We start from the raw sequence: 20,748 nt of genomic DNA on the forward strand, positions 1-20,748 counted from the left end.
AATCAATCGAACAAATATTTTCATTATGAGTTTTTTCTTTCATTATAAATAATTGATTTTTATTAATTCTAAAAAAAATCCGACTGACTTACAAGAGTAACGTTTGTATAGTACTTTATTTTTATAAGAAAATATTTACTATTTTTGCGTTTTAAATGGAAGATAAAAAATATGGAAATCAAAAATCAAGTATTAGATGCTATAAAAAAAGCTGCCCAGCCTGTAAATGCAGGTAAAGTAGTCGAATTAACTCAATTAGATCGCAAACAAGTTGATAAGGCAATGAAAATGTTGAAGGACGAAGGCTTAATAGTTTCTCCTAAACGTTGCTTTTGGGAAGCAAAGTAATTTGAAAAAAAACTATTAAAAGACAGACCTAACAGGTTTTTAAAACCCGTTAGGTCTAAATCTAAATTTAAAGTTTAATCTCAAACAAACTAAAAGAACCTTCTTTATAATGTTCCGGTAATTCGCTTGTCCATTCGATTGTGCTGATTCCTTTATAATTAAATCCGCAGCTTGTGTAGTATTGGTTTATTCTTTCGTTTCCGCTATGTGTGTCAAGCCGAATGTATTCTTTACCATTTTCTTTGGCATATATTTTTACCCATTCGATAATTTTCTTAACATATGATTGTCCTCTGAATTTTGGATTTGTAGCAATACGATGAAGATATACTGCGGGATCTTGTGCAGCTTCTTTCCAAATAATTAAATCATTAAAAGTAAGTACAAATGTGCAGGCAACTTCGTCTCCTTCTTTGATTATAAAATGACGGTTTTCGGCAATTTCTTTTTCAATTAAAGCTCTTTCAAAACCTCTCCAGCTTTTATTGTTAACCGTTTTTTGATAAGATGTCGCTTGATTGTAAATATCGAAAACAGCATCGATATCTTCATTTGTAGTTTTAAAAAATTCCATTATGGGCGTGTATTCTTTGAATTAATGAATCCTGCAAAGGTAGATTTTCATGGGCGTAAAGGCGATAAAAAATTTAGTTTTAACTTTTTTCATCAGATTGTAGCCAAACCACATTTTGTTCCGCTTTATGATTTTGACCAATAATATCGCGGTATAATTCTGGTCTTCTAGCTTTTATGTAACGATTTCCTCCCGCCTGAACGCATTTTTCAGGAGTAAGAATTGCGGTTGCAAAAGAGTCGTCAAAAGAACGGCATTCGGCGAGAATATCTCCAAACGGATCAATAATCATTGAGCAGCCATTTTTTAACTGATCGTCATCCATGCCAATTGGATTCGAAAAAACAGCATAAATAGCATTGTCATACGCTCTTGCCGGCAACCATTTCATGAGCCAGTCCCTACCTTTCATTCCGTCGAATTCCAGTCGTAAAGAAGTAGGATCGGCTTTGCGGTTTTCCCAAAGTTCAGGTGCAACAAAACCGGCGCCAGGTCGGGTAGAAGGTGTACACATTGTAACGTGAGGCATAAAAATAATATCGGCGCCTAAAAGTTTTGTCGCACGTACGTTTTCGATAATATTATTGTCGTAGCAAATTAAGATGCCGCATTTCCAGCCTTTAATTTCAAAAATACAATAACGATTTCCAGGCGTTAAATATGGGTTTATAAACGGATGCAGTTTTCTGTATTTGGCCACCAGACCATTTTTGTCGACACAAACATAAGCCTTGAATAAATTGTCGTTTTCATCTTTTTCAAAAAGTCCTGCCAGAATTACAATGTCATTCTTTTTAGCAATTTCAGTAAGTTTAAGAATGCTTTCTCCAGAGGGAATAATTTCGGCTATGTCCAGCATTTGTTCTTTCGATAAATGTCTTGCAAAAGTATATCCGGTAATCGAACATTCGTGAAACGAAATTACATCGCAACCTTCATGCGCTGCTTTTGCAGAAAGTTTTTCGATTACAGATAAATTATAGTTTTTATCGCCACTTTTATTCTCGAACTGAGCTGTGGCTATTTTTAGATTTTTCATATGATTTGCTATTAATGAAAGTCAAAAGTAGCGTTCAGAAAATACTATAAATTGTATAAAACCGACATTTTAAAATAAACCTTAAAGAGAAGTTTTGATGAGGTTGTTGGTTAATTTTCCGGTGCTCACTAAATATTCTTTCGGCGTTATTCCGGTATGTTTTCTAAATTCTTTTATCAGATGGGATTGGTCAGAGAATCCGGCATCATAACAAATTGTCGTGAGGTTGGTTTCCTGAGATTTATCTTTTAGCAGTTTTAGGAAATGATGTAGCCTTATAACGTTGCCAAATTTTTTCGGATTTAACCCAATACATTCTTTGAACTTTCTTTCCAAATGTCTTTCGGTATAACCGGTATAATCCACCAATTGTTTTAGAGTGAAATCTCCTTTATTCGCCACAATAAAATCTAAAGAATGATTGATGATGAACTGATTTGAAATTGGTTTTGAACTGATTAAAGTGCCAAAGAACTGATTTAAAAGTTCCACTCTTCCTTGATTATTTTGTTCCGATAATTTCTCCTGAAGTAGAGACGCTTTTTGCCCCAATACATCTTCAACCGGAAGAATAGCATCCTGAAATTCATTGGCAGGAATACCCAATAACTGATGTATTCCGTTGGGCTGAAAAACGACAATTAGTAATGAAATTTCATTATCAGAATAAATGTCTTTAAAGCCATCGAGTTGTCCGTATATGAAAGAAGTTGGCAAATAATTCTTTACTTCATAATTATCAATGCCGGCAATAAGTTTGTTTTTCAAAGAAAATACAAGGCCGGTATTACCATCAGAAAACAAGCGCAGTTTTTGTATAGCGGTTGCTGCACTATCCAAAAAAAGATAATGTTTTATGTAAGGCGCTAATGCTTTTGATGGAGAAACCTGCATTTTTAAATTGTTGAATGAAAATTGTTTATATCCGTTTTTTGTAGTCTGAATGTAAACAATAGGCTTTTGGCAAATTTAAGGATATTTTACGGATTATAATTGATGGTTATGGTTTTGAAAAATGATTCAATATCAAATTCTTTCTTGTTAAAATTATCTAAAAATATTATATATTTGGTCCCGTATATAAATATTTTAATGGATTTACCCCCTTATTCACCGGGCTTACATAAACTAGTCACTTTACATGTCACTGAAACTCAAAAACTAACAGATAGTCAGGGTTTTGTTGCGGTAACGAATTCAATTTTAGAGCAATACAATCTTGAGAAAGTAGGTGTTATTGTTCATGATTTCGATAATGACAGTTTCACGATTTCGTTTTGCCTGAAAGAATCTCATATTTGTATACACACCTGGCCAGAATACAATCAGCTAACTTTAGATGTTTATTTGTGTAATTACCAACAGGATAATTCACAAAAAGTACGCGATGTTATGGCAAATTATATTACTTATTTTGAAGGAACAATTATAAAAGATTTTGAAATTAACCGTTAGTATATGAAAGTTCCTTGTTACAATTGTGATACTGTTACCGAACTGGAAGTTGGTTTTAAAGTAGTAAATTTTGTCTGCCCCAATTGCCACAGTTTGTATTGGGCAGATAGCGAAGGACAGCTTCGTTCAAGATCGAAATTTAGGCCTGAGGTAAATTATTTTGATTTTAAAATTGGCGATAAAGGCCTTCTAAAAGGCACGGAATACATGGTTACGGGTGCCATAACCAAAAAGGTCAACGGAGGTTATCATTGGAGAGAATATATCTTAAAAAATGATGCCGGTGATTTTGTTTATCTTTCTGAATCAAACGGGCATTGGATATTTTTGACCGAAATGGAAGAGAAATTCGATGTACGAATGCATCCAAAATCGATAACATACGACAGCAGTTCTTTTCATCTTTACGAATATTCTGATACCGATATAGACAATGCGGCAGGTTTTTTTGATTTTGAATTACCTGTTAAGAGAGTCCATCTGACAGAATATATCCAGCCGCCTTTGATGATTTCGATTGAAAAAATGAATGGTGTCGAAACCGCTTTTCTGGGGGAATATATTAGCAAAAAAGAGCTTAAAAAAGCATTCCCACAAGCTGATTTGCCGTATCAAAGAGGCGTAAGTATTGTTCAGCCCTACTATTTTGATGTAAATAACACGGCCATAATATTTTGCATTTTTCTTTTAATGATCATTACGGCAAACTGGTATATTTATAAAGATCAGGCAGAGCAGATTGTTTTTGATAAAGCCATAGCTTTTACTGATTTTAACGATAAAGAAGTTACAAGTGAATCATTTGTACTAAAAGGAGGTTCGGCTCCCATTACCGTTCACGTGTCAACAGACGTCGATAATTCATGGGCCAATGTAGATGTTGCGCTGGTAAATGAAACAACCAATGATGAAATTCATGCCAATAAAGATATCGAGTATTATCACGGTTACGAAGATGGTGAAAGCTGGACCGAAGGCAACTGGTCTGAAAAATTTAATATTTGCGGAGTTAAAGAAGGAAAATACCACCTTTTGATTAAACCGCTAAAAGCACCGGAAGACAATAAAAATACGGCAATGAAAGTAAAAGTGGTTTGGAATCAGCCCTCAAGTCGAAACGTATGGATTATTGCTATATTCATGATTGTAGTGTACGTCGTGATACGATATTTTAAAATAAATTTTGAAAAGATGAGATGGGAAGACAGTTCTTATTCTCCTTATAGCGAATAATAGATATGAAAAGCATTTTTGATTTTTTTAAAAATAATATAGCCGCACTTGCAATAGGATTATTTTGCTTTGCCGCCTATTTGTACTTTGCTTATTCCGGAAACCGGATTTGCGATTGCGAAACAACAGAAAAATATAGTACGTCAGGAAGTCGTAGTTCAGTTAACCATTTTTATCATAAATAAATTTCTAAAGTATGGATTTAATACATTATCAGCCCATCGTTAATTCGATCATTTATTCAGTTTTAGGGTTCGTTATCTTGATAGCAGCTTATTTTATTATCGAAAAAATGACTCCCGAAAATACCTGGAAAGAGGTTGTCGAGAAAAATAATATTGCTGTTGCTATTGTTTTGGCAGCATTTATCATTGGTATTTCAATGATTATTAGTGCCGCAATTCATGGGTAAAAAGTTTATTAAGTTTGAATTTTTATTGCTGTTTGCCGTATTTGTTATTGCGACCTGCGGGCTTATTTATGAGCTTGTTGCGGGAACTTTGGCCAGTTATTTATTAGGCGATTCAGTAAAACAATTTTCATTTATTATTGGAGTTTACCTTTTTTCAATGGGTATTGGCTCTTTTTTCTCTAAGTTTTTTCATAAAAATTTACTGAACACTTTTGTCGAAATCGAAATATTAGTTGGTTTAATTGGCGGTTTGAGTTCAGTAGTTTTATTTTTATTGTTCGAAAGTGTCGAGTACTTTCAGTTCATTTTGTATTTATTGGTTTTCATAACCGGATTTTTGGTCGGGTTAGAAATTCCATTATTAATGAATATCCTGAAAGACAAAGTCGAATTTAGAGATTTGGTTTCTAATGTTTTTACCTTCGATTATATTGGGGCTTTATTAGCATCGATATTGTTTCCGTTGATACTGGTTCCAAAATTAGGAATCATGGGCACTTCGCTGTTCTTCGGGATGATCAACGTAAGTATTGCTATTGTTTTGTGTTTTCTTTTAAAAAGAGAATTAAAGAATAGTTATTTCTTAAAGGCAAAAGCCATTTTTTCGTTTGCGATTTTATTAGGCGTTTTTGTCTTTTCGGATAAAATTTTGGCTTATTCAGAAGGAAAGCTTTACGGAGAAAATATTATTTATACCAACTCAACTCCTTATCAGAGAATCGTTTTAACGCACAATAAGAGCGATTACAGGCTTTATCTAAACAACAACCTACAATTTAGTTCAGCCGACGAGTATCGTTACCACGAAGCCTTAGTGCATCCCGTAATGTCGATTGCCAAAAATGTCAAACATGTTTTGGTTTTGGGCGGAGGCGATGGTTTGGCAGTTCGTGAAATTTTAAAATACAAAGACGTCGAAAAAGTCACTTTGGTCGATCTTGATCAGGGAATGACAAAATTGTTTCAAACCAACAAAGTATTAACTGATTTTAATAAAGGTTCGCTTAACAACCCGAAAGTTACAGTCATCAATACCGATGCTTATATTTGGGCAAAAACGTGTACCGAAAAGTTTGATGTCGCGATTATCGATTTTCCCGATCCGTCAAATTATAGTTTAGGAAAACTGTATTCTTTGAATTTTTACCAAACCTTAAAAACGATTCTGCAGCCAGATGCAGCAGTTGTTATTCAGACTACTTCACCTTATTTTGCGCCAAAATCATTTTGGTGTATCAATAAAACCGTAATGCAGGTTTTTCCTCAGGTCGATGCCTATCATGCTTACGTTCCTTCGTTTGGAGAATGGGGTTATACGATCGCCATCAATGGTTTTGGAACTACTTTTAACAATGTAAACAGAAAAGCTGACGGATTAAAATTCTACAATTACCAATTCGACAGATTCAATTATTTTACCAACGATATGATCTCAAATGAAATTGAAATCAATCGATTAGACAACCAAATTTTAGTACGCTATTTTGATGAAGAATGGGGAAAATTACAGTAAATCAAGGCGCAGTTTTGTAAAAGGAATTGGAGCTTCTTTACTATTAATTCCTTTTCTGCAATTTTGTTCCGATAAAATTATCCAGCTGTTGCTTCGTTTGTCCGGAACCAATCATCTTTTGGGACATCGTTTATGGGTAAAAGATTTCCCAAAACCAACAACTCAAATTCATATTCCGTACCTCATTGTTGGTGGCGGAATTTCTGGTTTAAGCGCTGCAAGACAATTTCATAAAAAAGGCATTTCTGATTTTTTGATGCTTGAATTAGAAAGTCATTTGGGCGGAAACTCGTCAAATGGGGAAAATAAGTATTCTAAATTTCCTTTGGGTGCGCATTATTTGCCTTTACCTAATTTTAAGGATAAAGAATTGTTACAATTTCTTAAAGAAGAAAAAATCATATTAAGTTACGATGCAAAAGGATTGCCTGTTTTTGATGAATTGCAATTGTCTTTTGCTCCTGATGAACGTTTATTTTATAAAAACAACTGGCAGGAAGGTGTTGTCCCGAAAGAAGGAAATTCTAAAGATCAGGATCTGGAATTCCAACGTTTTTTTAAATTAATGGATGCTTTTCGTGAAGGAAAAGGAAAAGATGGAAAGTACTTATTTGATATTCCGCTTCGTCTTTCTTCAGAAGATATTCAAACGAGAAGTTTGGATAAAATCACGATGAAAGAATGGTTTGAAACCAATAATTTCGCAGCAAAACCACTATTTGATTATATCGATTATTGCTGTAAAGACGATTTCGGACTTGGGATTCATTATGTTTCTGCCTGGGCTGGAATTCATTATTTTGCGGGAAGAAAGCAAGATGCAGCTTCAGATAAAAAAGAAAGCGTTTTAACGTGGCCGGAAGGAAACGCCAGATTAGCATCTCATCTCAAAAAATATACCGACAAAAAAACGTTGAAAAATCATTTGGTTTATGAGGTTAAAGTCGAAAACAATAAAGTGGTCGCCAAAGCTTTTGATGATATCAAAAAAGTTTCGGTAGAAATTATTGCTGATAAAGTAATCATGGCAACGCCACAGTTTGTGAATCAGTATTTAATAAAAGACCGAAAAGAATTTACAAAAGAGTTTCACTATACGCCCTGGCTTTTGGCAAGCTTAACCGTCACCGATTTAGCCGATAATTTTAGTTTTCCGCTTTCGTGGGATAATGTTATTTACGATGCAAAAGGTTTGGGTTATGTGTATGATCAGCATCAATCGTTGAATCAGGTTCAGACCAAAAAAGTTATTACGTATTACTATAGTTTCTCTTCTGCTGATTTAAGAACATCGCGAAAGGAATTGTATAAAAAGAATAAAGAATATTGGAAACAATTTGTTTTTGATGATCTTAAAATTGCACATCCGGATATTGAAGATTGTACCGAAGAGATGGAAGTCTTTCTTTTAGGCCACGGAATGGTAAGTCCTGCACCGGGTTTTATTTTTGGCAAAGCCAAAGAAGAAGCTTCAAAAAGTATTGACAATCGTATTTATTTTGCCCATACAGATCTTTCGGGAATCTCGATTTTTGAAGAAGCTTTTCATCACGGAATTAATGTCGTAAACCAAATTTTAGATGAAACAACCCTGGATTCATAAAGCCAAAACCGATTTAGCGTTCATCATTGGTCCGTCCTTTTTTGTGTTGGCCATTATATTTTTGTTTCAGGATTATATTACTGAAATCGAAAATAAGTATTCGTTTTATACCTGGCTTTTTCTGATTGTTTTTATTGATGTGGCGCACGTTTACGCGACATTATTCAAAACCTATTTTGTAGCCGATGAATTTAAAAAGAATAAAAAAAGATTATTGCTTTTGCCAACAATTTGTTTCGCCATTGGGATTATTCTTTTCTCTTTTGGAAGTTTGGTTTTCTGGTCCTTTCTGGCGTATGTAGCAGTTTTTCATTTTATTCGCCAGCAATATGGCTTTATGCGATTGTATGCGAGAAACGAAGAAAAAACGAGAGTTTCTGTTATTATAGACAATCTCGCCATTTATGCTTCAACGGGTTATCCTATGTTGTATTGGTTTTTTTCTTCAGAAAGGAAATTCAATTGGTTTGTAGCAAATGAGTTTTTTCGTTTTGAGAATGCCTTTTTGTTACAAATATTGTTTTGGATCTATATTTCGATTTTATTCGTTTATGTAAGTTACACCATTCATAAAAGTATAAAAAACAGGTTTTTCAATATTCCTAAAAATGCGATTATTCTGGGAACGGCGCTTTCGTGGTATTTTGGAATCGTGTATTTTAATGACGATCTTATTTTTACTTTATTAAATATAGTCTCTCACGGAATTCCGTATATGGCATTGGTTTATTTTAGGGAAATCGAAAATAAACCAAATCAGAGTTTGGGAGTTTTTAGTTATTTAAAAAGCTATAATGCAATTTTTATTTACATCCTGATTTTAATAGGAATCGCTTTTACGGAGGAATTTTTATGGGAAGTTCTGGTTTGGAAAGAAAACTTATCAGTAGCAGCTATTGATCTTTCTTCCTGGCAATTTTTAATAGTTCCGTTGTTAAGCGTACCTCAATTTACCCATTATTTACTCGATGGATTTATTTGGAAGTCTAATAAAAGCCCAGCCAAAAGTTCTTGAGAAATTATAAATTGAACACGAATTTCACCAATTGACACTAATTTTAATTCACGACTTAGTTTGTGAATTAATTCCACGAACTTATCCGTGTAAATTCGTGCAATTCGTGTTTACTTTTTCATACGCTACTGAAATGCAACTAAAATTTCTTGAAAAAACTAAAATTTCTCGTTTAGCCCCGATAGCAGCGATATCCTTTTATGGCGGGGTTCGCCATAAAAGATATAGCTAATAGTGGGACAATTGGTGTTTTGAAAATTGATTTTATGCTTCTAAAAACTAATCCTGTAAAATCATTTTTGCTTTAGGAACAATACGATCAACAAATAATTTATAGGCAGTTTCCGAAGGATGTAAACCATCTGAAGCGACTAAATTACTGGTGCTTTGGCGTGTAATGTCTGTGATCGAAATAAAAGTTACGCCACTGCTTGTGCACGTATTTTCGGCAAAAGTATTGTATTGATCAATTTCATTTGAAATTTCTGTTCGTTTTGCGCTGCTATAGCCCGAAGCAAATGGCGTGTAAGCATAATCAGGAATCGAAACTACGATTACGTTTTTCTTATCACCTTTTGCCAGTTGTATGGCTTTGTTGAGTAATTGCGGAAATTCTTTTTGATAAACCGAAAAGTCAATGTGCTGATATTGATTGTTTACACCAATTAAAAGTGTTACTAAATCATAAGTAGCATCAGGATTTTCGCTATTGATAGCCGAGATCAGGTTTGAAGTGGTCCAGCCTGTTCTGGCAATGACTTTTAATGAAAAATCGGTTTGAGGGTAAATTGTTTTTAAACTTGATTTTAGTTGTTCAGGAAAACGACAAGTTTCGCAAACACTTTGTCCAATAGTATAACTGTCGCCTAAAGCAAGGTATTTTACAGAGCCTGAAATTGGAGTAGTTGGGACTTCTGTTTTAGGTGGTATAACGGGCAAAGGAGGCGTTACCGCAGTTTTTGAAGCAGAATCTTCAGAACTGCAGCTTAAAAGGAATATAGAAAGGATAACAATAACTATTTGTTTGAAATGTGATTTCATAATTTGTTTAATTAGATTCAGGATCATTTTAAACAAATAGTTACGTTATATAACTTGTTTTGGTTTTTTATACCATTTCAGTTTTCATCATTATTTCTTCTTCGATGGCATTCCAGAGTCCGATACGTTTTTCTAATGCCAGAATCGAAATCTCTTCCACTTCTTTCCATTTTTGTGCATCGTCTTCACATAAATCAGTAATCATTTGCATCGCCATTGGCCCGTGTTCGTCGGCATCTAATTCTATATGTCTTTCGAAATAATAAAGCAGTTTGCTCAAATCAGTCTCCGGAAGGTTTTGTTGAAAGTTTTTCAGGATTGCGGTAAACATACTCGGTATTAAATCTTCTCTTCCAAAAGTAAAGGCAGCAGCAATTTCATGCGGTTTTCCTTCTTCGATCACTCTAAAAGTAAAGTCTAAAAAGGCTTTTGTATCTGGGTGCAGCGTACTTTGTTTGATGGCAACAAAAATGTTATGCAGCGAATTTACTTCAGACAAAAAGGTATTGATTCCGTTTGTATCGGCTCCACAATCCTGCATTGCTTCAATATACATTTCATAATGACTTTGTCTTCTTCCGTCAATGCTTAAATCGGTTTCTTCGGCAAGGACAATCTCATTGATTAAATATCTTGTTTCAGGATTTTTTGTAGCAAACCAAGGTGTTGTAGTACAGGTAAGTTTGGCTTGCAGGGCTTTTAGTAATGACATAAAATCCCAAACAGCAAAAACATGGCTTTCCAGGAAACTGTGTAAGTCATCGATGCTTTGAATTTTATTGTATAAAGAATGTTGTAAAAGTTGATCTTTTTGAGGTTGAATGCTATTGTGGATAGTTTCAATATTCATTTTCGTAATTTTTTGTCAAAGATAAAAAGCTTCCCGGTTAGAAGAAGCTTTTTGATATTGTTTTTGTATATATTTTAATAGTTGTTTACTATTTAAAAGCTGGAATTCCAGTTACATCCATTCCAGTAATCAGTAAATGTATGTCGTGAGTTCCCTCATAAGTAATGACACTTTCGAGATTCATCATATGGCGCATGATCGAATATTCGCCTGTAATTCCCATTCCGCCCAGCATTTGTCTGGCTTCGCGGGCAATATGAATGGCCATATCGACATTGTTACGTTTTGCCATCGAGATTTGAGCCGTTGTAGCTTTTCCTTCATTTCGTAAAACACCTAAACGCCAGGTTAGTAATTGTGCTTTTGTGATTTCGGTAATCATTTCTGCAAGTTTTTTCTGCTGTAGTTGCGTTCCTCCAATTGGTTTTCCAAACTGAATTCTTTCTTTGGCATATCTTAAAGCTGTATCGTAACAATCCATTGCAGCACCAATTGCTCCCCAGGCGATTCCGTATCGTGCTGAATCTAAACAGCCAAGCGGTGCTCCCAGACCGGATTTATTAGGTAATAAGTTTTCTTTAGGAACTTTTACATTATCAAAAATCAATTCTCCGGTAGATGATGCACGAAGCGACCATTTATTATGTGTTTCCGGAGTTGTAAAACCTTCCATGCCGCGCTCTACAATTAATCCGTGAATTCTTCCTGATTCATCTTTTGCCCAAACAACAGCAATATCTGCAAAAGGAGCATTCGAAATCCACATTTTGGCACCATTTAAAAGATAATGGTCTCCCTTGTCTTTAAAATTGGTAATCATGCTTCCCGGATCAGAACCATGATCAGGCTCTGTTAAACCAAAACAGCCCATGAATTCTCCTGTTGCCAGTTTTGGTAAATATTTCATACGTTGTTCTTCGTTTCCGTATTTCCAGATAGGATACATTACTAAGGAAGACTGAACAGATGAGGTCGATCTTACGCCAGAATCGCCGCGCTCGATTTCCTGCATGATTAAACCGTAAGAAATTTGGTCTAATCCTGCGCCGCCATATTCAACGGGAATATAAGGGCCAAAACCACCAATTTCTCCAAGTCCTTTAATAATTTGTTTAGGAAATTCTGCTTTTTGAGCATATTCTTCTATAATAGGAGAAACTTCTCTTTTTACCCATGCACGAGCTGATTCACGAACTAGTTTGTGTTCGTCTGTTAGCAAATCGTCTAGGTTATAATAATCGGGAGCTTGAAATAAATCTGGTTTCATTTGTGATAGTTTTTACAAAAACAAATTTACGTAATAAAAATATAACAAAACTAGGTTAAATTGTTATATTTTTTCAACACATAAAGAAGAAAAATAGTATAAACCTTAATTTATTTTAGTTTATTGAAAATTTATAAGCTATTTTTGAGATTCCAAAAAACAAATTTAATGAGGCTGATCATCTCTTTTTTACTTTTTTTTGTTCTGAATACGGCAGTTTCGCAACAGAAAAATGCTTTAACAGAACAAGAGTACTTATTATTGCAAGATAAAATTAGGCTAACTGCAAATGCCAATGTAGATAGTGCCATTGTGTTTGCCAATCAAATGGTAAAATCTAACAACAATAAACACCTGGCTTTTGCAAATGGAGCATTGTCATATTTAGTTCAGTTAAAAGGAAATTCAGCCCAATCCAAACAAAAATATAAGCTTGCCTTAAGCTACCTCAATAAAATGCCGGAGACACGGGATAAAAAACAATTGAGATCTATTTTATACAATTATCAGGGTTTATCAGAATGGAAAAGAGGAAATTTTAGCGGAGCAATAGAAAGTTATCAGCAAGGGATTAAGCTTTCTATAGAAATTGGAGATATTATTCAAATTGTAAAATTTAAAAACAATATTGCCTCGATCAATGTAGCCGTGGGGAATTATTTATTAGCTATTAAAGACTTAAGACAGCTTAATGATTTTGTTGATAAAAATGAAAGAGTCTATACCAAAGAGCAATATTTAAATAATAAAAGCAATATCAATCTGATTTTGGCCGGTTCGTATGAAGTTTTTTATATGAAAGATGTCAAGAAAAAGACTTTACTGGATTCTGCCGAATATTTTTATAAAAAGACAATTAGTTATTCTCAAAATTTTCCCGATAATAAAATTGTAGCCAAATTAAGTTTAGGTAACATTTACAGCTGGCAAAAAAATTATGCAAACGCTGAAAAAACATATTATGACATCGTTTTTTTAGCGCATCAAAATAATATGCCGGAGATATTATGTACAGCAAATTATAATTTAGGAGATCTTTATTTCACCACAAAAAAATACGATAAGGCGTTGGTTTTTTTTAAAAAATCAGATTCGATAGCGGCGAGTACTAAAACCAATCAGGTAGATTATCTGAAATCAAATTATTATCAGGCAAAAATTTATAACATTCTAAAAGAGCCAGAACTTGCGTACAAACATTCTAAAATTTATTTGGACAATTACGAAAAATCGGAGTCAAAATTAAATGAAGAAATCCTGGAAGTAAATTATAAGCTGGGGGTTGGAGATTTGACTAATGAAATGGTGTCTATTCAGGAAAAATATAAATACGATGTTTTTATCAATAAAGCATTGAAAGTTTTTTATGTCATTTTATTTGTTTCAATTGTTTTTTTATTGATTAAAAACATCAGGGACAAAAACAAGGCTCATAAAAAAATGAATGACCTGATCGAGGAATTTAAAGCTAATTTAGAAAAGAAAGCAAATTATCCTGAACAAGAAGAAGAAATAACAGAAGAAGTTTTTGAGCAGGAAGAGGTTTTACTTAAGAAAGAAAATGCTAATTTAAGTATCGATGAAGCCAAAGAAAACAAAATAGTCGAAAAATTACTCGCGCTCGAAAACAAACTCGAATACCTGAATGCTGATTTTACGTTGCCTTACGTAGCAAAAAAAATAAAAACAAATACCACCTATTTATCTTATGTGGTAAATAAACGATTTGGTAAATCTTTTGGAGAATATTCGAACGAGCTTAAGATTAATTATGTAATCAACGAAATGATCACCAATCATATGTATCGTAAATATTCGACTCAGGCCATTGCAGAAAGTGTTGGGTTTAAAAATGCAGTTTCATTTGCTAAATCTTTTCGCAAAAGAACTGGAGTGTCTCCAGCTCAGTTTGCGAATAATATTTAATACATCACAGAATACTATTTCTGACTTGTTATATGATAATGCCTTTTATATCATTGGCAGAATTGAATTCTTAGTAAAACTGTTTTTATTGATTTTTGAAAATTGTTATTTTGAAAATCTTTAAATTAAGAAGTTTCATTGTATTCTTTAAATCTTACTAAAGTGTGCTTCCTTTTCCGTCTCCTTTAGATGGGTCAATAGACTGAGACTGCAATGTACTTCCTTTTCCATCTCCTTTAGACGGATCAATAGACGAATCACCTCCTGAAACAGTTCTTTGTTGATTTTTAGATAATTTTTCTGTTTGAAAATCGCTTATATTTAATTTTTGAGTTGTCATAATTAGTTTCTTTATTAATTAAATTATTGATGTAAAAATTGCAGTACATTTTTTTTTTTAATAATGATCTTAGATTGAGATCTTGGATTTTGAAGCTTTTTAAAAGCTACTACATTGCTCCTTTACCATCTCCTTTAGATGGATCAATGTCGTCACCTCCTGAAATAGTTTTTTGTTGGTTTTTAGCTATTTTTTCTGTTTGAAAATCTGTCAATTTTAATCCTTGATTTGTCATGTGTTTGAGTATTAGGGTTTATGATTTATCAAAACTAGACAAAAAGGAAAACCCTTAATCGAGATTCGTGTTTTGAAGCTTTTATGCGAAATATAATTGACATAAGTATTTGTTATTCAATTGTTTGAATGATTCATTCAGCCTGCTATAATTTATAAATTGTATGTAGTATAATTGATAAAATGTGTGTTCGTGAAGTTTTTTTTCGAATAAAAACAGCAATATTTGTATTGTAATTATGATTTTAAAGACTCAAAAGAAATGTTAAAACTTGTCCAAAAATTTCTACAAATAAACAGGTACTCAGAAATTAAAAATGAGTTTAAGGATTTGTTTCTTTCTCATCCCAATTACCCAAGTTTATTTGCCATAACAGATTCTCTGGATTTGCTATCTGTAGAGAATGCTGCAGTAAGAGTTTCGAAAGAACAAATTGTTGATTTACCATCTAATTTTTTGGCCTACTTTAAGGAAGAAATTATATTAGTCGAAAAAGCTAAAAACTTCGTTCGTATTAATACTTTAAAAAAAGGAAGCTTAAAAATGTCTTACGAGAATTTCCTTTTAGACTGGAATGGAGTAATCGTTGCAATAGAACCAAATAATGTTGTTGCCAGAGAAAATTTAAAAGTAGAATTCAGTTGGTTAAAATTTACTTTACCACTTTTGCTTGTAGTTGGATTATCATTTTTTTATAATAACTATACGCTGTTTAGCATTATATTTTTAGCAACATCAGTTTTGGGGATGATAGTAAGTATTTTTATAGTTCAGGAAAAATTAGGTTTTAAAAACAGTATCATTTCAAAATTTTGTAACCTTAGTTCAAATTCTTCCTGTAATTCTGTTATCAATAGTAAAGAAGGAAATAATAAATGGATTGGTTTTTCAGATTTGCCTCTTATTTTCTTTGGGGCTAGTTTAATTGCTATTTTAATACAGCCGCTTTCATCGGCAATTTTTATTGGTTTTTTAAGTTTACTGGCCATTCCGGTAATTGTTTCCTCCATTTGGATTCAAAAGTTTGAGATTCAAAAATGGTGTGTAATGTGCCTGGCTGTTTCGGCCTTAATATTTGTGCAAAGTGCGATATGGTTTGCATCAGATTTGTTTACGTTAAGTTTTAGTTTTCAGGAAATTTTTCCTTTTGTATTTTCTGTTGTCCTTCTTATTCCAATTTGGTCCGTTTTAAAAACAATGGTAAAAAATGTTCTGGAGAATGAAAATTCACTGAAAGAGATGAAAAAATTCAAAAGAAATTACTCTTTATTAAATTTTTTGTCAAAAAAAGTGCCTTATCCAAATGGTTTAGAAGATTTAAGAGGATTGAATTTTGGAAACCGAAATGCAGCTGTCAAACTTTCTATCATTATAAGCCCAAGCTGCGGACATTGTCATAAAACATTTCAGGAGGCATTTGATTTAGTATTGAGATTTCCGGACAAGATATTCCTGAATGTACTATTCAATATTAATCCTGAAAATGCCGAAAATCCGTATAAGCCAGTTGTAGAAAGACTTTTGGCCATCAACAGAGCTACTCCCGGAAAAACCGTTGAAGCAATATCTGATTGGCATATAAAAAAAATGGGGCTGAAAAAATGGTTAAAAAAATGGCATGTTGATACTGTTAGCATCATGATAAATCAGGAAATACAAAAACAATACGAATGGTGTTCTAAAAATAATTTTAATTATACACCGGTTAAAATTGTCAATGATAAAGTATTTCCAAGTGAATATGAATTAAGCGAATTGAAATATTTCTTAAATGATTTTGTTGAGGAGACTACTACTAGTGAGGTTTTTGAAAAAATAGCCTAATAGTTCTAAAATATAATCTTATTTACAATAGACAGAAGCTTCAAATGTCGATAAAGGATTGAAGTATAAACGGAAAACATTAAAACCTAAATGTCATGCTAAAAAACATTTTGAATCTTGAAGGAACAAAAGAATTAAGTGCAAATGAACAAAAAATGATAGACGGGGGCAATGCTCCGGTTTGTAACGAAGGTTCTTTTGCGAAGAGATGCAACGAATTTGGAACCGTGCCTTATTACTGGGCTTGCGTACCAAACGGAACAAAATCTTGCTAATTACAGCATAATCAGAATCGAATGAAGTTGATTGTAATTAGTAACAAAAAACAAAAAACAAAAAACAGAGTTATGATAAAAAACATTTTAAACCTTGAAGGTGCCCAGCTGTTAAGTACAGATGAGCAAAAAGTTATACAAGGAGGACAGCCTATAAAATCATCTACTTGTCACTGTTTTTGCAGTACTGGCAGTGCATCCTGTTTTACTTATTGTCCAGACGGATCAATTCCGGGCTTAAGTGAAGGAAGTACAGGTAATTGTAAATTTCCATTCGAATAAATCACTAGTTTTTATAACACCCTAAATTAAAATATTATGTTAGAAAATATCTTAAAAATAAAAGGAGCAGAAGTATTAAGCGCAAGTGAGCAAAAAAGTATTACAGGAGGAAGTGTTCCGCCGGATGGTGAGTGTGGAGAATTTGTGGTGTTTTATGCTACACAAGCACAATGTTTAGCGTATCCGCGTAACTTAAGACCAGCATATATAGGAAATAATCAATGTTCTATATTAATGGCTCCATGTTAATAAGAGGAACTTATTGATAATATTATTTGACTGAATAAATGAATGATATCTCATAAAGATGTTAAAAAAAATTTTGAATTTAGAAAATGCTCAAAGAATAACAAAAGTGGAGCAAAAAAATATATCAGGCGGAATTCCGGAATGCTGGATTTATGCTATTGAGGCTGGTTGTGTTTTAATACCGGCAGGCGGAACTTGTCCTGTAAATACATCTTCAGGCATATGTGAAACAAGTCGCCTTTGTTGCTAATTTTTAATCGTTTTAATAGAAATACAGTATAGCCTTTTTTAGAATTTAGTCATGTTTTTTTTAATTTGTAGGCGCTCGATCGTGGAACATTGAGCAATTTCCCCACATTGATGATTGGTGTTGGGATTCTTTAGGAAAATTGGCCACTGAGTTGATTTTAATTGGTTAGGGTTAACCAGTGCCATCTCCTACAGAAATTGTATTTCTAATAAATATGGTTTATAAATACCCTAACAGAGAAGATATCAATCTTCTCTGTTTTTTTTTCACACAATAAAATAGTAGGATAGTTTTTTAATAGACAGACGCTTCGACTGTCTTAAAGTGATTGAAGTACTAACAAATCAAAAAACAAATTATGAAAAAATTAAAAAATTTAATTGGAGTAGAAGTTTTAAGTGCTGTTGAAAAGAAAAATATCAATGGCGGAGGTCCGGGAATTGAGGCTTGTTATTGTCCTGATGGCACTTTTGCAGGGATCATACATCCTGGTGAAGGTGAGGTTTGCTCATCAGTTATTGAGGAAAGTTGTTTGCTGGATAGCTAATTTTTTATAATTTAAAATACAAAAAACCGCCTCATATTTTTTATTTGGGCGGTTTCTTTTATACAGATCCTAACGGTATTTTGAATGATATAGAATGATCGAATAAATTGATTTAAAGATTAAATAGAAATTGGATGCATGAAATGTAATCAGTTTAAAATAAGTTGTTTAAATTGATTGCAAAAAGGGAGAATAATTAATTTAATAGTAAATATCATATTTTTGTTAAATAAAGAAATTTAATCTTAAATTGCTCTGAAATAAATGAATATAAGTTGAAAAAATTCACCAATTATAAGCAGGCTGATTATAAGGATTGTGGCCCGACATGTTTAAAAATAGTAGCGAAACATTACGGAAAAACAATCAACATTCAGGAGTTGAGGGACATTAGCGAAACAACTCGTGAAGGTAGTAACTTGCTTTTTTTAAGCGATGCCGCAGAGAAAATTGGTTTTAGGACTTTAGGTGTAAAATTAAATTTAGAAAGATTACACGAGGCTCCATTACCTTGTATTTTGCATTGGAATAAAAACCATTATGTAGTACTTTATAAAATCAAAAGAGGAACCTATTACATCTCTGATCCGGCTTTTGGTTTAATCGAATATAATAAGCAGGATTTTATTAAATTCTGGATAGGTAATAATGCAGACGAATTTACTCAGGAAGGAGTTGCATTACTGATGGAAGCCGCACCAAAGTTTTTTCAGTCTGAATTTGATAAGGAAGAAAATAAAGGTTTAGGTTTTGCATTATTGTCGCAATACGTTTTGCGGTACAAATCATTTCTAATACAACTAAGCATAGGGCTGCTGGCAAGTAGTTTACTGCAGCTAATTTTTCCGTTTTTAACCCAAAGTATTGTCGATGTCGGGATACAAAATCAAAACATTCATTTTATTTACTTAATTCTTTTCGCGCAACTATTTCTTTTTGCCGGAAAAACAGGTCTGGAACTCATCAGGAGCTGGATATTACTGCATCTTTCTACCCGCATCAATATTTCGCTTATTTCAGATTTCTTTATTAAATTAATGAATCTGCCTATTTCTTTTTTTGATGTGAGAATGACAGGAGATATTATGCAGCGTATTAATGATCATCGCAGAATCGAAAAAATTCTCACCACATCATCATTAAATGTTTTGTTTTCTGTAATTAATATGTTTGTACTGGGCGGAGTACTGGCTTATTTTAATGTTCAGATATTTTTCGTGTTTTTTGCGGGAAGTATTCTTTATTTTGGCTGGATCACTTTATTCTTAAAACGAAGAGAAGTTCTCGATTATAAACGTTTTGCCGAGGTTTCGAACGAGCAAAACAAAGTGATGGAACTTATTAACGGAATGCAGGAAATTAAACTGCATAATGCCGAAAAACAAAAACGCTGGGGTTGGGAGTATATTCAGGCCAGACTTTTCAGGGTTTCGATAAAAGGATTGGTTTTAGAGCAAACACAAACCATTGGTTCATCTGTCATTAATGAACTGAAAAATATTTTCATCATATTTCTTTCTGCCAAACTGGTAATCGATGGTTCTATAACGTTGGGGATGATGCTGGCGATAAGCTCGATCGTAGGAAGTTTAAACGGACCTATTACGCAGCTTATAGAATTTGTGAGAGAACTTCAGGATGCTAAAATTTCATTGGCAAGATTGTCTGAAATTCATGAGAAAGAAGATGAAACACAACAGGAAGTTCATCAAACCAGTGATGTTCCTTTTGATTCTGATATTGAGATAAAAAATCTTTCGTATCGTTATCTGGGATCAGATATTCCGGTTTTAGATGATTTGAGCCTAAAGATTCCCGCCAATAAAGTCACAGCCATAGTAGGTGTTAGCGGAAGCGGAAAAACGACTTTAATGAAGCTGCTTCTTAAGTTTTATGAACCTGAGAAAGGAGAAATAACGATTGGCAATACACAGTTTAAAAATATTTCGCAAAAAGCATGGCGATCCAATATTGGCGCCGTGATGCAGGAAGGTTTTATTTTTAGTGATACGATCGCTAATAATATTGCTTTTGGCGTAGATAAGGTCGATAAAGAACGCTTGGTTTATGCCTCAGATGTAGCCAATATAAAAGAATACATCAGCGGTTTGCCTTTGGGCTATAATACTAAAATTGGAGCCGAAGGAACAGGAATGAGCACCGGACAAAAACAGCGTATGCAAATAGCAAGAGCAGTGTATAAAAATCCTGAGATATTGTTTTTTGATGAAGCAACATCAGCCTTAGATGCCAATAATGAAAAAGAAATTATGCGCAAACTGGATATTTTTTTTAAAGATAAAACTGTAGTGGTTATTGCGCACCGACTGAGTACAGTCATGAATGCAGATCAAATTGTGGTTTTAGATAAAGGAAAAATTATTGAAATTGGCAATCACTCTGCTTTGGTAGAACAAAAAGGAAATTATTTTGAACTGGTTAAAAATCAATTACAATTAGGAAATTAATC

Annotated in this window: 23 protein-coding genes; 15 read left to right on the top strand and 8 right to left on the bottom strand. The window is 33.3% G+C overall.

The genetic code is table 11. The annotated features are described in order from the left end of the window. The first annotated feature begins 171 nt into the window (after positions 1–171). A complete protein-coding gene (locus tag B0M43_RS06400) occupies positions 172–348 on the top strand; it encodes a MarR family transcriptional regulator (protein WP_065451560.1) in 177 nt (58 codons plus the stop codon). A 67-nt stretch (positions 349–415) separates the two neighbouring features. Here B0M43_RS06400 and B0M43_RS06405 read toward each other — a convergent pair whose 3' ends face one another. The 3 genes from B0M43_RS06405 to B0M43_RS06415 form a co-directional block, all read right to left on the bottom strand. Beyond that, positions 416–922 (bottom strand): N-acetyltransferase, encoded by a 507-nt coding sequence (locus B0M43_RS06405; protein ID WP_078006441.1) that lies wholly within the window; start codon positions 920–922, stop codon positions 416–418. Between the two features lie 79 nt (positions 923–1,001). Next, complete coding sequence (locus tag B0M43_RS06410) at positions 1,002–1,961, bottom strand: nitrilase family protein (RefSeq protein WP_078006440.1); 960 nt, start codon at positions 1,959–1,961, stop codon at positions 1,002–1,004. Positions 1,962–2,042: 81 nt separating this feature from the next. Continuing rightward, positions 2,043–2,855, bottom strand: coding sequence for a helix-turn-helix domain-containing protein (locus B0M43_RS06415; RefSeq protein ID WP_078006439.1), 813 nt, complete (start codon positions 2,853–2,855; stop codon positions 2,043–2,045). Positions 2,856–3,053: 198 nt separating this feature from the next. On the opposite strand from B0M43_RS06415, the gene B0M43_RS06420 reads away from it, so the two are divergent. From B0M43_RS06420 to B0M43_RS06450, 6 genes are all read left to right on the top strand, one after another. Then, positions 3,054–3,416, top strand: coding sequence for an S-adenosylmethionine decarboxylase family protein (locus B0M43_RS06420; RefSeq protein WP_078006969.1), 363 nt, complete (start codon positions 3,054–3,056; stop codon positions 3,414–3,416). A 3-nt stretch (positions 3,417–3,419) separates the two neighbouring features. After that, complete coding sequence (locus B0M43_RS06425; RefSeq protein ID WP_078006438.1) at positions 3,420–4,649, top strand: DUF4178 domain-containing protein; 1,230 nt, start codon at positions 3,420–3,422, stop codon at positions 4,647–4,649. 196 nt (positions 4,650–4,845) lie between these two features. Continuing rightward, positions 4,846–5,061 (top strand): DUF350 domain-containing protein, encoded by a 216-nt coding sequence (locus B0M43_RS06435; protein WP_065451555.1) that lies wholly within the window; start codon positions 4,846–4,848, stop codon positions 5,059–5,061. Then, entirely contained in the window at positions 5,054–6,574 is a 1,521-nt protein-coding gene (locus B0M43_RS06440) for a polyamine aminopropyltransferase (RefSeq protein ID WP_078006437.1), read from the top strand. The genes B0M43_RS06435 and B0M43_RS06440 overlap by 8 nt, the downstream gene beginning before the upstream one ends. Beyond that, positions 6,549–8,177 carry an NAD(P)/FAD-dependent oxidoreductase gene (locus B0M43_RS06445; protein WP_078006436.1) on the top strand — a complete coding sequence of 543 codons (1,629 nt, stop codon included), beginning with the start codon at positions 6,549–6,551 and terminating at the stop codon, positions 8,175–8,177. Before B0M43_RS06440 ends, B0M43_RS06445 begins: the two co-directional genes overlap by 26 nt. Beyond that, the gene (locus B0M43_RS06450) at positions 8,155–9,192 is read left to right on the top strand and encodes a hypothetical protein (protein WP_078006435.1); all 1,038 of its coding nucleotides are present in this window, start codon (positions 8,155–8,157) and stop codon (positions 9,190–9,192) included. Before B0M43_RS06445 ends, B0M43_RS06450 begins: the two co-directional genes overlap by 23 nt. A gap of 279 nt (positions 9,193–9,471) precedes the next feature. Here B0M43_RS06450 and B0M43_RS06455 read toward each other — a convergent pair whose 3' ends face one another. The 3 genes from B0M43_RS06455 to B0M43_RS06465 form a co-directional block, all read right to left on the bottom strand. Continuing rightward, positions 9,472–10,233 carry an SGNH/GDSL hydrolase family protein gene (locus tag B0M43_RS06455; protein WP_078006434.1) on the bottom strand — a complete coding sequence of 254 codons (762 nt, stop codon included), beginning with the start codon at positions 10,231–10,233 and terminating at the stop codon, positions 9,472–9,474. Positions 10,234–10,300: 67 nt separating this feature from the next. Beyond that, entirely contained in the window at positions 10,301–11,083 is a 783-nt protein-coding gene (locus B0M43_RS06460; protein ID WP_078006433.1) for a DUF3050 domain-containing protein, read from the bottom strand. An 88-nt stretch (positions 11,084–11,171) separates the two neighbouring features. Beyond that, the gene (locus B0M43_RS06465) at positions 11,172–12,350 is read right to left on the bottom strand and encodes an acyl-CoA dehydrogenase family protein (RefSeq protein ID WP_065451550.1); all 1,179 of its coding nucleotides are present in this window, start codon (positions 12,348–12,350) and stop codon (positions 11,172–11,174) included. Between the two features lie 168 nt (positions 12,351–12,518). Here B0M43_RS06465 and B0M43_RS06470 point away from each other — a divergent pair, with 168 nt between their 5' ends. Next, positions 12,519–14,276, top strand: coding sequence for an AraC family transcriptional regulator (locus B0M43_RS06470; protein ID WP_078006432.1), 1,758 nt, complete (start codon positions 12,519–12,521; stop codon positions 14,274–14,276). Positions 14,277–14,433: 157 nt separating this feature from the next. Here B0M43_RS06470 and B0M43_RS06475 read toward each other — a convergent pair whose 3' ends face one another. Next, the gene (locus tag B0M43_RS06475; protein ID WP_078006431.1) at positions 14,434–14,616 is read right to left on the bottom strand and encodes a hypothetical protein; all 183 of its coding nucleotides are present in this window, start codon (positions 14,614–14,616) and stop codon (positions 14,434–14,436) included. A gap of 109 nt (positions 14,617–14,725) precedes the next feature. Continuing rightward, positions 14,726–14,851, bottom strand: a complete 126-nt coding sequence (locus B0M43_RS06480; protein ID WP_123921771.1) for an rSAM-modified peptide — start codon at positions 14,849–14,851, stop codon at positions 14,726–14,728. Between the two features lie 261 nt (positions 14,852–15,112). Between B0M43_RS06480 and B0M43_RS06485 the strand changes: the two genes are divergently transcribed. From B0M43_RS06485 to B0M43_RS06515, 7 genes are all read left to right on the top strand, one after another. Then, positions 15,113–16,675 carry a vitamin K epoxide reductase family protein gene (locus tag B0M43_RS06485; protein WP_078006430.1) on the top strand — a complete coding sequence of 521 codons (1,563 nt, stop codon included), beginning with the start codon at positions 15,113–15,115 and terminating at the stop codon, positions 16,673–16,675. 95 nt (positions 16,676–16,770) lie between these two features. After that, complete coding sequence (locus B0M43_RS06490; protein WP_078006429.1) at positions 16,771–16,950, top strand: hypothetical protein; 180 nt, start codon at positions 16,771–16,773, stop codon at positions 16,948–16,950. Positions 16,951–17,022: 72 nt separating this feature from the next. Continuing rightward, positions 17,023–17,232: a hypothetical protein gene (locus tag B0M43_RS06495; RefSeq protein WP_065451546.1), complete on the top strand. Its 210-nt coding sequence runs from the start codon at positions 17,023–17,025 to the stop codon at positions 17,230–17,232. Between the two features lie 36 nt (positions 17,233–17,268). Beyond that, positions 17,269–17,481, top strand: coding sequence for a hypothetical protein (locus B0M43_RS06500; RefSeq protein WP_065451545.1), 213 nt, complete (start codon positions 17,269–17,271; stop codon positions 17,479–17,481). 58 nt (positions 17,482–17,539) lie between these two features. Next, on the top strand, positions 17,540–17,731 hold the full coding sequence (locus B0M43_RS06505) for a hypothetical protein (protein ID WP_065451544.1): 192 nt from the start codon (positions 17,540–17,542) through the stop codon (positions 17,729–17,731). A 358-nt stretch (positions 17,732–18,089) separates the two neighbouring features. Continuing rightward, complete coding sequence (locus tag B0M43_RS06510; RefSeq protein WP_065451543.1) at positions 18,090–18,278, top strand: hypothetical protein; 189 nt, start codon at positions 18,090–18,092, stop codon at positions 18,276–18,278. Between the two features lie 275 nt (positions 18,279–18,553). Beyond that, positions 18,554–20,746, top strand: a complete 2,193-nt coding sequence (locus tag B0M43_RS06515; RefSeq protein WP_065451542.1) for a peptidase domain-containing ABC transporter — start codon at positions 18,554–18,556, stop codon at positions 20,744–20,746. The last annotated feature ends 2 nt before the right edge of the window (positions 20,747–20,748 follow it).

The sequence above is a fragment of the Flavobacterium sp. KBS0721 genome (assembly GCF_002007065.3).
In the GTDB taxonomy this organism is placed as follows: domain Bacteria; phylum Bacteroidota; class Bacteroidia; order Flavobacteriales; family Flavobacteriaceae; genus Flavobacterium; species Flavobacterium piscis.

Excerpts from the sequence above, each read along its gene's own strand:
- B0M43_RS06400 (WP_065451560.1), top strand. The coding sequence starts at position 172 with ATGGAAATCAAAAATCAAGTATTAGATGCTATAAAAAAAGCTGCCCAG.
- B0M43_RS06405 (WP_078006441.1), bottom strand. The coding sequence starts at position 922 with ATGGAATTTTTTAAAACTACAAATGAAGATATCGATGCTGTTTTCGAT.
- B0M43_RS06410 (WP_078006440.1), bottom strand. The coding sequence starts at position 1,961 with ATGAAAAATCTAAAAATAGCCACAGCTCAGTTCGAGAATAAAAGTGGC.
- B0M43_RS06415 (WP_078006439.1), bottom strand. The coding sequence starts at position 2,855 with ATGCAGGTTTCTCCATCAAAAGCATTAGCGCCTTACATAAAACATTAT.
- B0M43_RS06420 (WP_078006969.1), top strand. The coding sequence starts at position 3,054 with ATGGATTTACCCCCTTATTCACCGGGCTTACATAAACTAGTCACTTTA.
- B0M43_RS06425 (WP_078006438.1), top strand. The coding sequence starts at position 3,420 with ATGAAAGTTCCTTGTTACAATTGTGATACTGTTACCGAACTGGAAGTT.
- B0M43_RS06435 (WP_065451555.1), top strand. The coding sequence starts at position 4,846 with ATGGATTTAATACATTATCAGCCCATCGTTAATTCGATCATTTATTCA.
- B0M43_RS06440 (WP_078006437.1), top strand. The coding sequence starts at position 5,054 with ATGGGTAAAAAGTTTATTAAGTTTGAATTTTTATTGCTGTTTGCCGTA.
- B0M43_RS06445 (WP_078006436.1), top strand. The coding sequence starts at position 6,549 with ATGAAGAATGGGGAAAATTACAGTAAATCAAGGCGCAGTTTTGTAAAA.
- B0M43_RS06450 (WP_078006435.1), top strand. The coding sequence starts at position 8,155 with ATGAAACAACCCTGGATTCATAAAGCCAAAACCGATTTAGCGTTCATC.
- B0M43_RS06455 (WP_078006434.1), bottom strand. The coding sequence starts at position 10,233 with ATGAAATCACATTTCAAACAAATAGTTATTGTTATCCTTTCTATATTC.
- B0M43_RS06460 (WP_078006433.1), bottom strand. The coding sequence starts at position 11,083 with ATGAATATTGAAACTATCCACAATAGCATTCAACCTCAAAAAGATCAA.
- B0M43_RS06465 (WP_065451550.1), bottom strand. The coding sequence starts at position 12,350 with ATGAAACCAGATTTATTTCAAGCTCCCGATTATTATAACCTAGACGAT.
- B0M43_RS06470 (WP_078006432.1), top strand. The coding sequence starts at position 12,519 with ATGAGGCTGATCATCTCTTTTTTACTTTTTTTTGTTCTGAATACGGCA.
- B0M43_RS06475 (WP_078006431.1), bottom strand. The coding sequence starts at position 14,616 with ATGACAACTCAAAAATTAAATATAAGCGATTTTCAAACAGAAAAATTA.
- B0M43_RS06480 (WP_123921771.1), bottom strand. The coding sequence starts at position 14,851 with ATGACAAATCAAGGATTAAAATTGACAGATTTTCAAACAGAAAAAATA.
- B0M43_RS06485 (WP_078006430.1), top strand. The coding sequence starts at position 15,113 with ATGTTAAAACTTGTCCAAAAATTTCTACAAATAAACAGGTACTCAGAA.
- B0M43_RS06490 (WP_078006429.1), top strand. The coding sequence starts at position 16,771 with ATGCTAAAAAACATTTTGAATCTTGAAGGAACAAAAGAATTAAGTGCA.
- B0M43_RS06495 (WP_065451546.1), top strand. The coding sequence starts at position 17,023 with ATGATAAAAAACATTTTAAACCTTGAAGGTGCCCAGCTGTTAAGTACA.
- B0M43_RS06500 (WP_065451545.1), top strand. The coding sequence starts at position 17,269 with ATGTTAGAAAATATCTTAAAAATAAAAGGAGCAGAAGTATTAAGCGCA.
- B0M43_RS06505 (WP_065451544.1), top strand. The coding sequence starts at position 17,540 with ATGTTAAAAAAAATTTTGAATTTAGAAAATGCTCAAAGAATAACAAAA.
- B0M43_RS06510 (WP_065451543.1), top strand. The coding sequence starts at position 18,090 with ATGAAAAAATTAAAAAATTTAATTGGAGTAGAAGTTTTAAGTGCTGTT.